We start from the raw sequence: 9,861 nt of genomic DNA on the forward strand, positions 1-9,861 counted from the left end.
CCTGCTCCTCGCCGTGGATCGCCCGCCAGGCGCGGATCCGGCGCTCGAGCGTGCGGCGGATTCCAGCCCCCAGCTCAGGATGGCGTCGGAGCATCTCCTCGAAGATGGCCACGGGCCGCACGCCGGGAGCCGCCTTCAGCATCGGCACGACCTCCAGGCCGAAGACGTTGGCCAAGGGATCCGGCCGCCGCCTTTGCCGCGGTGTCTTCTTTTGCGACGGAAGGCGCAGATCCTTCTCGAGCCGATAAGCGGTCGACGAACTGAACGACGCCTTCGCGGCCGCCTCTGGCGGCGAATTGGTTTGACGGAACTTCATGTAGAGCCTCATCTGGTGATCGGTGACATGGCAGCCTGGCAACGGGTGATTCCTCTTTGGCGAGAAGAACCATCCATCACCGGCCAGCCGCGATCACCAGACGGCGCGGTCCGCTCGGATCGCGCCGTCGCCGGGCTCGTAACTCCGGTCGGGCTACGCCCTCCCTGCGTCACGAGCCCGGCGAAGCTCTCTCATCCTGATTGACGCTGCACTTCCATCCTGATTGCCGCGCCGCAGCCATCCAGTGGACAATGAAGTCCAGCACCTCGTCGCGGATGCGCACAACAATCTCATGGATCATGCTTCGGATGATCCTCTTGCGCGTTGCACCCGGACTTTCCCAAGCTCTCTCGAGATCGGCACCAAGCGCAAGTAAGCGATCGCGATCGATGTCGCTCAACGTCATCTCCGGCGTAGCCAGCAACGTCTCACGCTCGCCCTCAAGCTCGCGGACAGCGACCAGGCGTTCGTTCCAGCGCCGCTCCAGCTCGCCGGCAACAAGGCGATTGTCCGGATCGACAGCCTCCTATCGCCGACGAGCGCGAGTTGCCTCGTAGCGTGCCTGCTCCAGAGTCAACTCGAGCTGACGCAGCTTGTCGGCGTGTTCACGCCCGCGCGCTTGCATGGCTGCCAGCGCCGCCTGTACACCCAGCGGCTGCAGCCGCGCGATGACCTCCGCGCTGATCGCGCGATCCGCGCGCAGACCGCCGAATGAGATGCACGGATCTCCACCATGGTTGATCTGGCTACCGCGGCAATGATAGCGCCCGACAGTACTGTGCGTACCGCTGTAGGAAACGTGAAGTTTGCGGCCGCAGTGGCCGCAACGAAGAAGCCCCGCGAGAAGGCCTTCGCCGCGGCGGACCGAGCCACGACTCATAAAGCTTTTTCCGTTGGCGTTGTCGGTGAACAGGCGCTGATTCCTCTCGAACTCCGCCACGTAATGTAGCCCTCATGGTGGTCCTTGATCAAAACCTCCCAGTCGTTTCGCTCGCGCCGGAAGCCCCGCACGATCCTCTTGCGGCCGGCCTCGATCATCACCCGACTGCCCGAGCGCCCGAAGACATAGGCGCCAGCATAGGCGGGATTGGTCAGGATGTGCTAGATCGTATTGTACACTGGTAACTTCCATTCGACGTGGCGGCCCTCGGGGCCATGGCCGACCGCAGGCAAAGTGATTCGCTCCTGCCGTAACCAGAGGTGGACCTGGCGCAGTGTCTGCATCTCGGCAAACTTGGTGAACACGAGTGCGAGCGCCTCCTGAATGCGCCGATCAGGGTCCTTCTCGATCCGATCGTGGGAGACCTTGAGATAGCCGATGGCGACGTTGAGGAAGAGCTCACCCCTGCGTGCCTTTGCTTCAAGGCTTCAAGCGAGCGTTGCCGAAAGATAGACAGCTCGATCTCGCTCATCGTGCCCTTCATGCCGAGCAGAAGGCGATCGTTGGGGTGGCGCGGATCGTAAACGCCATCCTCATCGACGATCAGTGTTCCAACGAGCCCGCAGAGCTCCAGGAGCGTATGCCAATCCTGCCGTTGCGGGCCAGCCGAGAGGCCTCAATCGAGACCACAGCGCCAACTCGCCCTTCGCAAAAGGTGGCGAGCAGCTTCTCGAACCCGGGACGCGCGATGCCACCACCAGAGCGACCGAGATCTTCGTCGATTACGACCACCTCGCTCCAGCCCAGCTGCCGCGCACGGTCGGCCAAGCCGTACTGGCGGCGCTGGCTCTCGCGTTTGTTGATAACCTGGTCGGCCGTCGACTGACGAATGTAGACGACGGCCTGGCGAGCAAGGTGCTCAGGCGTGATCTTGCTCACGCTGTCCTCCCGGTTGTGAGCGCTTCGGTCAGAAGCTCCTTTAAGAGCTCCAGCATTTGCTGATGGGCTTCGATTGGAATGCTGCTATCGAACAGATCCCCCTGACGACGTGATGCGCCCGCCATGACCGCCTCCTCGCGAATGGGACGATTCCCTGGAAGAGGAGGCTAAGAGCGCGTCGACAAGAAGACGCGGCTCCAGTAGACGATCCACCGGAAGCCGCAGTTCAGCTTTGAGATGGAAGGAAGCGGCGGCGGGAGCCGCCATCCATGCCGGCAGCAGCGTTAACGTTGCGTCAGGTTGTCTGATAACGAATGCGTCTCACCCCCAAGTCGCTTGCAGGCGACAACGACGACTGACACTCCGCATCGCGGATGGAACGCGTAAAGGATCTCCACCTCAGATCCCAGACACCCGGCATTATGACGCTGGTCCGCCCGGCGGCGGCAAGAGTCACTTGGCGGCAGCCATCGGCTTGGTCCTTTATCGAGAACGGCTCGCGCGTCCTCTTCACCCGTACCACCGATCTCGTCCAGAAGCTCCAGGCGGAGCGGCGCGAGCTCAATCTCGAGGCCGCCATTAACCGCCTCGATCGCTTCGACCTCCTGATCTGCGATGATCTTGCCTACGACACCAAGGACCAGGCCGAGACCAGCGTGCTGTTCGAGCTCATCAGCGCACGCTACGAGCGGCGTTCCATGCTGATCACCGCCAATCAGCCCTTTGGAGAGCGGAACAAGGTCTTCCCGGATCCTGCTATGACGCTCACCGCCATCGATCGTCTCGTTCACCAGGCCACCATCCTCGAGATGAACGTCGAAAGCTGTCGCAGGCGCACCGCGCTCGAACGGAAGCGTGGTCCAGGGCGACCATCCGCGCACGCGACACCAAAAACACTCGTTGATTGACCCTTCCCATCCAGATTGATGGTGTGGAACGGCCCCGTTACCGACGCATCAAAGTGCTAGAACGTGGGTCGTTGCTTGCAACGCCACAAGGTAGGGAGCCGTTCCGTGAATCAGATTAGCACCATCGGAACGTTTTTCAAATACACGGCGCCGATGCCGAGGGCGCGCCGATCTTCAATCGAAAATTGCGTCGGGGCCGACGTGCTGCGCTTTTTCGAAAAGCTTCCGCCGTGCCTGGTCGGCTTGGAGGCGTGCGGCAGTGCACATTATTGGGCGCGCGCGATTGTGGCGCTCGGTCACGACGTGCGCTTGATCCCGCCGGTTTACGTAAAGCCGTTCGTGAAACGGGGCAAGACGGACGCTGCCGACGCCGAGGCGATCAGCGAAGCTGTGACCCGCAAGACCATGCGTTTCGTTCCGATCAAATCGGCCGATCAGCAGGCGGCGGCCATGGTGCTGAAGACGCGCGCTCTTTTACTCCGCCAGCAAACTCAGGCGATCAACGCGCTTCGCGGGCATTTGTCCGAGCTGGGCATTATAGCCGCCACCGGCACGGCGAAAGTAGCAGAGTTGATCGAGATCGTGCGGGACGAAGAGGACGTTTGCCTGCCAAAAGCCGCCCGTTTGGGTTTGGCTGAAATCGCCGATCAGATCCAGGCGTTGACGCGCCAGATCGATAAGCTCGAACGAGATATCGTCGGCGAGGTGAAGCGTGACGAGGACATGCAGCGGCTGATCACAATTCCGGGCGTTTGAGCGATCACGGCGGCTTCCGTCAAAGCGCTTGTCCCGGATCCCGAAGGATTCAAATCCGGCCGTCACTTCGCCGCTTGGCTGGGACTGACGCCAAAGCCCCATTCTAGCGATGGCAAGGAACGGCTCGGCGACATATCGAAAATGGGGAATCCGACGCTCCGCTCGCTGCTTGTTTGTGGCGCGACGTCGGTCTTGCGACGCGTGAAGGGCAACGAGAAAGCGCCGCGGTGGCTAATCGCGCTTTGGCGCGGCGGCCTTTCAAGGTAGTCGCGGTCGCGCTTGCCAACAAGATCGCGAGGATCATCTGGGCGCTCCTCACCAAGGGCGGAAGCTATCGAAATACTGGCGCGGCAAGCGGCGCAGCACGTGCCTGAGCCGAACGACGACCAGAACACTGCCCGGCACGTAGCCGGACAGAGGCGAGGTGCATGATTAGACGATGACCCCACGGGACGAAATCCCGAGGCGAGAGAGGCCGGCGCGACAATGGGCTTAAAGCGCGTCAGATTGATCAGCCCCTCGCATCGCGAATTTCATCGAGGCCAGCGGTCCACGACCGCGCTGAAAGGCCGGACATATGACCGCACCGTTCCCGGAGGACGAATGTCTAAAAAAGCACTTGCCCGCGGGGCGGTTCCACATATCGCGCGCACTTGCCCTTGCCGATGTACTCCACGTCCGGGGCATGGAAGGAGTAGAGCTTCCAGCCGCGCTGGCGCTGCTGCTGTGAGCGGATCTGCGTGGCTCGCCCGAGGGGAAGTCCGAACGCCTCCTCCAGTGCTGGCTGCCCTCGATCTTGCGGCGGATGTCGCGGATGATCCGGCCGAGCCGGCTGCGCAGGATACGCAATTGCCGCTGATGCCGGTTGAACTGTTTGGCATGGGCGTAGCGTGAAGCCATCATTGCCGCTGTCTTGGCAACGCGAAGATAGGACTGCCGCAGCTTGACCCCCTGCTTCCTCCCCAGCCGGTTGAGCCCCTCGATCGCGCGTGCAGCAGCTTGGCCTCGGTCGGGAACGTGATCGCCTTCGGCTGCACGGTGGTATCGACCGTCACCCGCTTGAGGTTTGGCTGCGTAACGCGCCGGCCTCGTGCGCCACCCGCAGGCTCTCGGCCAGCAGCAACTCCAGCGTGTCGCCAAGCCTCTTGCGCCAATGGCTCAGGTCCAAGCGCTCGTGCGGGAAGGCGTGTTGGAAGAACTGTTCGCCGGTGAAGCACTGGACGTACGGGTCATGGACCCAACGCTCGCCCCCCTCATCGGACAGCCCGTAAATGTGCTTGAGCAGCAGCAGCTCGATCATGAAGCGGGTCGCGATGCCCGGTCGACCGTTCTCGCAATAGAGCGGCGCGATCTCGCCGTCGATCTAGTCCCAATCGACCTTGCCGGCGAGCTGAACCAGCTCTGCTTTATATTGAAGGTCTGGTCCAGCCGCGCCCGGAGCAGGTCATTCGATACGTCGTCTTGTGCTTCTTCGGCCGCATCGTCCCCTCCGATGCAGAATCATGACCGGCGATTCGACGGAATCCTGAAAGGAAATTGCAAGGTTCCGATCCCGAGGCTTCAAATCCCTGCAATCCTAAAGTAGTCGAAAACGACAAATGCGATGCCAGCTCAATCGCTTATTTGCTCTTCACGGAAGATTCCATAGCATCGACATCAGAGATGGCAACGGCGATCCCGACCAGACCGTTCTTAAGATAAGGTGTCGCAAGATCCGCGTCCTGCCGTCGATCGGAAAGCAGAAGCGCTATCCCGCTCCGATCCTGACCGATCTATGCCGCACAGCACGAGACGTCGAAAAACAGGAAGAAGATCGATTGGAAGCTGATGATCTACCTACCTGTTGCCGATGCCATTTGAGGAGCTCGGATGTATGCTTTGAGAGGGAAGATCGAGGTGTTCCAGGAAGATCCTCAAATCGGGCTGCAAAGCTGAGGCGTCGAAGCTCGACGCCCAGCGTCTGACCTATGCTATCTCGCTGTTTTGCATCCTGGGTTGCCGGATCTTCTGGATAACAATGCTCGACCGTTCTGCCCCAGACGCGCCGCCAACCCTCGCGTTGACAGCGACTGAAATCGCCGTGCTCGATCGGTTCGTCGACGACAGGCCAAAAGCAAGGCAAACAAGGCTCTCGCACTATCTGATCAAGATCGCCCGGCTCGACGGCTATCTCGCCCGCACCAGCGACCCGCCGCCCGGCAATACCGTCATGTGGCGCGGGCTGTCACGCCTCACCGACATCGCGCTGGGCGCCATGCTCCGAGGAGAAGTTGTGGGTATTGAAAGCCTGAACGGAGGGATACCCGTGCCCGAGACGGCGGACCTGGGCAATGGTTGAGATATTCTGTGGATCGATCGATGTGCCCGTAAACGGCAGCTCACTGATGGCTCAGCCGATTCGCTAGGATCTGAAACCGCAGGCTGAGGAGTACGGCATAGACGGTTGTACCAACCGATAACCCGAACCAGAGGCCAACGGCACCGAACTCCATCTCGAAACCGAGCACGTAGCTAAGCAGGACGCCAATCGGCCAATAGGCAATGGTAGCAAAGAAGAGCGGCACCAATGTGTCCTTCAGGCCGCGCAAAGCACCCGTCGCGATGCACCGCAGCGCATCACTGATAAAAAAAATCGCGCCAGCCAAGAGGAGCTTGGCAGCAAGGACGATCGTCAAGTTGGGGTCGACGCTCGCGTTGCTCAGGAACAACTCAGCAATTTGGAAACGAGCAACGATCACCCCAATCGTAAGCACTGCAGCTATAGCGGCGCCGAGCAGGAATGCGGCCAGGCCTGCCCGCTTAATCCCGAGACCATCGTTGCGGCTCACCGCTTGGCCCACGCGTACTGTGGAGGCAGCGCTGATACCGAAAGAGATCATTAACAGGACGTTGGCGACGTGAACGGCAATCTGGTGCGCGGCAAGCGCATCCGTGCTGATTAGGCCGGCTAGCAGCGCAACTGCCGAGAACTGGCTATATCCGATCAAGAAGGCAGTTGATATGGGAGTGCCGATTACGATCAATTGCCACATCAACTTCCAATCAAAGCGCCAGAGATCTGCAAAAAGGCGATACTCCCGGAACGCTCCGCCCCTAGTGGCAAAGCCCAAAGCTGCCAGACACATTCCGCAGTTCACCAGAGTGCTTGCAAAGCCCGCTCCAAACAATCCCAAACCGGGCAAGCCCATCTTTCCATAAATCAAGAAATACCCCATCAGAGCATTTGCCGGGATGGCCCCCAACGTGATCCACAAGACGGGTGCTGGCCGGCTAACCGCTCCCATGAAAAGGCGCATGGCCTCAAAACACAGGACCGGCGGCACTCCCCAGGCCACCCCGAACAGATATTGCTGAGCTAGTCGAGCGATGTTCGAGTTTTGACCCAGCGCGACCAGTATTTGCTCTCCTCGCAGCGCAAATGCCATAATCGGTAGCGATAGTAGCAACGCTGTCCAAAGCCCCGTACGAAGCAAGCGCCGCAGCAAGGCAAGATTGTTCCGCCCGTATGCCTGCGCAACCAACGGAGCGATTGCCGCCAGCAGACTGGCACCGAACGCAAAGCTAACGACGTAGACTCTGCTGGCTAAGCCTGCCGCTGCTACGGCGTCAACCCCGATGCGCCCAACCAAAGCCAGATCTGTTGTCATCATGGCAATCTGCCCAAGTTGCGTCAGGACCATCGGCCCTGCGAGTTTCGCGGTTTCCAGAAGCTCATGTGCAAGTTGGTCACCAGCCGCCTGTTGCGACCCGGATAACAGCTTGCTTTCCGGAACGTTGGTCATATAGATCCTCCGGTCCCAGCCCGGCTCAGCGGATGCAATCGTTTTTCCGGGATATAGGTGCCCGCGCGGCAGCCCCGAAAGCCGTTCACAAAATCTCCTTGTTGGTCGGACACGCGAATGATTCAGTTCGCGCGGAGCTTTCGTGGAAGGGCACGAGCGGCGAGGAGACCACGAATGTTCAGATTGTCGATGCCGGACTCACACGGCAACCCGCCATTCGCCATTGACACGGGGACTTAGTCAGAATGCCGCAAGGCTCAACGCGGCACAGTCGCGCCGATCCCTAAGGCGCGCGCCTTTCTTATCGCCAGTTCCGCCAACGCTAGATCTCCTATTACGAAACCTTGGAAGGCGAACAAGGCTCTGATTGGCGCGGTAGGTCGCAGCGACTCAGACGCAACATGGACAAGATCGTCCTGAAACTTAGTGGATTTGACATATTGTCCCGACGCATCGACGGGCCATCTGGATTGCTCCACACTATCCGTGACAAGTCTATCGAATGCCGTGAGCGTATGCGGTAACCAACTCCTGGCCCCATCCACAGCCGCGGCGAATGATCGAGACGGCAGCAATCGAGCATCCAGAAACGATCTCAACCCGGGCGAACTTGGGACCGTGGAGATAACAATCTCGCTTTCCCTTAGCAGCAAATTAGGGTCCTCCGTTATAATCGAGTCCAACCGCTTTTCCAACGCGGCGGTCGCAATCCTCTCAGCAGAGAGGGTGCTCCGGCTTAAGAGATAGACTCTGCGTAGAGACGGAAACAGGTCGGCAAACGCATCAAGATGGCTGAGTGCCTGCAAGCCACATCCGACCAAGCCAATGGTTACCGGCGCCTCGGGCGCGAGATAGGTGGCCGCTACTGCCGACATGGCCGCGGTCCTTATGAGCGTGATCGAATTCCCATCCAGAACTGCCGTTGGTACCCCCGTTCTATAATCGCTCACACAGACCATGCCATTTACTCTCGAAGTGGTGCCGTTCTCTTGGTCTGCAGCCACTGTCACCATCTTTACTGCCGCGATTCCTTTGGCCTCGGACGCCCCGTTCATCGAGATGAACCAAGAACCCCGGCCAATGCTGATGAACGATTTGGGAAGACCGATGCTGCGACCAGCCGCATTGTCGCGAAAGTGGGCGAGAACCGCCTCGCGCGCTTCGCGAGGTGAGATTTTTAGCTCTTGCACATCGGCATTAGACAAGTACAGCAGTTCGCTAGACATTCGCTGGCCCTTTCTCATTGGGGACTTTCCCGCGGTGAACCACACCGCCATTGCAGTCTCTTCCAAACTATCAGTCTCAGTGCCGAGGGGCTGTTCCTTGCACAGATACAAAACGATGGCGTTTCAAAACCAAGCATCCCAGTTGGGATATTTCGGGTTAGTGCCGCGCGGCTGGCTCTCCAACTCGCAAAGGTAGCAGCCGCGATGCGAGGGGCTCTCCAACATTCGAGTGCCGCTCATGTTCCGATCGAACCAATAATCAAGTTCTATGTTGCTTACACCTACCCAAAAAGGGAGCTGACTATTCGTGATTCCCTGACAGCGGGTCATCGGCATTGGGGACGGCGATGAGCAAACCGCGGGATGATCGCCAGAGAGATCTGTTGCTTCCGGCCCTTGATCAAATCATCGACATGGGTCACTCGTTGGTGCGGTTGGCGGCGCTGATCGACTGGAAGTTTCTGGATGACCTTTGGTTCGGTGCGCCAAGCCGGTCCGGGGCAGCCTGTCTTGCCGACTCGACTTGTTGCCAGCCTGTTCATCCTGACGCACATGCACAATCTCTCGGATGAGCTGCTGTGCGCCCGCTGGATCGAGAACCCCTATTACCAATACTTCTGCGGCGAGTTGAGCTTCTGCCGTCGTCCGTTAAAGAAGGCGAATTGATTCGGGCTGGAGAGGGAAGCGTTCGCCAAAGCAGTCCCAGGAACAGGCTCAAGAGTTCTCTGAGCCAAGCCAGGATGCGCGGAAGTTGTGGCCCTCGGCTGAGAGGATGACGTTGGCGGCATCGCCAGCGCGACCTTGGAGGTACCAGCGGCCCGAGGTGACCATCGACTTTCAGGTGTCCGATGATGGGCTCGATGGCGGAGCGACGACGCAACTCGCGCGTGATGGCGCCGAACACGCTACGCGTCTAGCATTACAGTTGCTTTTATTGCGGGCTTCTGAATCCATGGGCAACCATGATTCGAATGTCGTGGACGCGGGCCGCGTCGGTTGAGGAGACGCTTGCGTTGTGGGCGGCGTCGCTTCGAGAGGTCAAGCAGCGGATACG

At 59.8% G+C, this 9,861-nt stretch carries 9 protein-coding genes and 6 pseudogenes; 4 read left to right on the top strand and 11 right to left on the bottom strand.

What is annotated here, in order from left to right:
* The 7 genes and pseudogenes from IVB32_RS30905 to IVB32_RS42845 all read right to left on the bottom strand — a co-directional run.
* Positions 1 to 328 (bottom strand): annotated as a pseudogene (locus IVB32_RS30905) (IS21 family transposase); the annotation flags it as partial.
* Positions 329 to 485: 157 nt separating this feature from the next.
* Positions 486 to 716 (bottom strand): hypothetical protein, encoded by a 231-nt coding sequence (locus IVB32_RS30910; RefSeq protein WP_247412461.1) that lies wholly within the window; start codon positions 714 to 716, stop codon positions 486 to 488.
* 126 nt (positions 717 to 842) lie between these two features.
* Positions 843 to 1,256: a zinc ribbon domain-containing protein gene (locus IVB32_RS30915; protein ID WP_247412462.1), complete on the bottom strand. Its 414-nt coding sequence runs from the start codon at positions 1,254 to 1,256 to the stop codon at positions 843 to 845.
* Complete coding sequence (locus IVB32_RS30920; protein WP_346731118.1) at positions 1,193 to 1,357, bottom strand: hypothetical protein; 165 nt, start codon at positions 1,355 to 1,357, stop codon at positions 1,193 to 1,195. The genes IVB32_RS30915 and IVB32_RS30920 overlap by 64 nt, the downstream gene beginning before the upstream one ends.
* 50 nt (positions 1,358 to 1,407) lie before the next feature.
* On the bottom strand, positions 1,408 to 1,830 hold the full coding sequence (locus tag IVB32_RS30925) for a hypothetical protein (protein ID WP_346731119.1): 423 nt from the start codon (positions 1,828 to 1,830) through the stop codon (positions 1,408 to 1,410).
* Positions 1,800 to 2,135, bottom strand: a complete 336-nt coding sequence (locus IVB32_RS30930; RefSeq protein ID WP_247412465.1) for a recombinase family protein — start codon at positions 2,133 to 2,135, stop codon at positions 1,800 to 1,802. Before IVB32_RS30930 ends, IVB32_RS30925 begins: the two co-directional genes overlap by 31 nt.
* Positions 2,132 to 2,260, bottom strand: a complete 129-nt coding sequence (locus tag IVB32_RS42845; RefSeq protein ID WP_256466605.1) for a hypothetical protein — start codon at positions 2,258 to 2,260, stop codon at positions 2,132 to 2,134. Before IVB32_RS42845 ends, IVB32_RS30930 begins: the two co-directional genes overlap by 4 nt.
* A gap of 305 nt (positions 2,261 to 2,565) precedes the next feature.
* Between IVB32_RS42845 and IVB32_RS30935 the strand changes: the two are divergent.
* Positions 2,566 to 3,043: pseudogene (locus IVB32_RS30935) on the top strand (ATP-binding protein); the annotation flags it as partial.
* A gap of 140 nt (positions 3,044 to 3,183) precedes the next feature.
* Positions 3,184 to 4,173, top strand: a pseudogene (locus IVB32_RS30940) (IS110 family transposase).
* 278 nt (positions 4,174 to 4,451) lie between these two features.
* Here IVB32_RS30940 and IVB32_RS30945 read toward each other — a convergent pair.
* Positions 4,452 to 5,280 (bottom strand): annotated as a pseudogene (locus tag IVB32_RS30945) (transposase); the annotation flags it as partial.
* 536 nt (positions 5,281 to 5,816) lie between these two features.
* Here IVB32_RS30945 and IVB32_RS30950 point away from each other — a divergent pair.
* Positions 5,817 to 6,137 carry a hypothetical protein gene (locus tag IVB32_RS30950; RefSeq protein ID WP_247412467.1) on the top strand — a complete coding sequence of 107 codons (321 nt, stop codon included), beginning with the start codon at positions 5,817 to 5,819 and terminating at the stop codon, positions 6,135 to 6,137.
* 40 nt (positions 6,138 to 6,177) lie between these two features.
* Here the strand turns inward: IVB32_RS30950 and IVB32_RS30955 are convergent, their stop codons facing one another.
* Both IVB32_RS30955 and IVB32_RS30960 read right to left on the bottom strand, forming a co-directional pair.
* Positions 6,178 to 7,581: an MATE family efflux transporter gene (locus IVB32_RS30955; protein WP_247412469.1), complete on the bottom strand. Its 1,404-nt coding sequence runs from the start codon at positions 7,579 to 7,581 to the stop codon at positions 6,178 to 6,180.
* A 257-nt stretch (positions 7,582 to 7,838) separates the two neighbouring features.
* Positions 7,839 to 8,858, bottom strand: a complete 1,020-nt coding sequence (locus IVB32_RS30960) for a hypothetical protein (protein ID WP_247412470.1) — start codon at positions 8,856 to 8,858, stop codon at positions 7,839 to 7,841.
* 296 nt (positions 8,859 to 9,154) lie between these two features.
* On the opposite strand from IVB32_RS30960, the pseudogene IVB32_RS30965 reads away from it, so the two are divergent.
* Positions 9,155 to 9,434 (top strand): annotated as a pseudogene (locus tag IVB32_RS30965) (transposase); the annotation flags it as partial.
* Between the two features lie 31 nt (positions 9,435 to 9,465).
* Here IVB32_RS30965 and IVB32_RS30970 read toward each other — a convergent pair.
* A pseudogene (locus tag IVB32_RS30970) lies at positions 9,466 to 9,717 on the bottom strand (IS5/IS1182 family transposase); the annotation flags it as partial.
* Between the last annotated feature and the right edge of the window lie 144 nt (positions 9,718 to 9,861).

The organism is Bradyrhizobium sp. 23 (assembly GCF_023073295.1).
Lineage (GTDB): Bacteria > Pseudomonadota > Alphaproteobacteria > Rhizobiales > Xanthobacteraceae > Bradyrhizobium > Bradyrhizobium canariense_D.

Excerpts from the sequence above, each read along its gene's own strand:
- IVB32_RS42845 (WP_256466605.1), bottom strand. The coding sequence starts at position 2,260 with ATGGCGGGCGCATCACGTCGTCAGGGGGATCTGTTCGATAGCAGCATT.
- IVB32_RS30950 (WP_247412467.1), top strand. The coding sequence starts at position 5,817 with ATGCTCGACCGTTCTGCCCCAGACGCGCCGCCAACCCTCGCGTTGACA.
- IVB32_RS30955 (WP_247412469.1), bottom strand. The coding sequence starts at position 7,581 with ATGACCAACGTTCCGGAAAGCAAGCTGTTATCCGGGTCGCAACAGGCG.
- IVB32_RS30960 (WP_247412470.1), bottom strand. The coding sequence starts at position 8,858 with ATGGCGGTGTGGTTCACCGCGGGAAAGTCCCCAATGAGAAAGGGCCAG.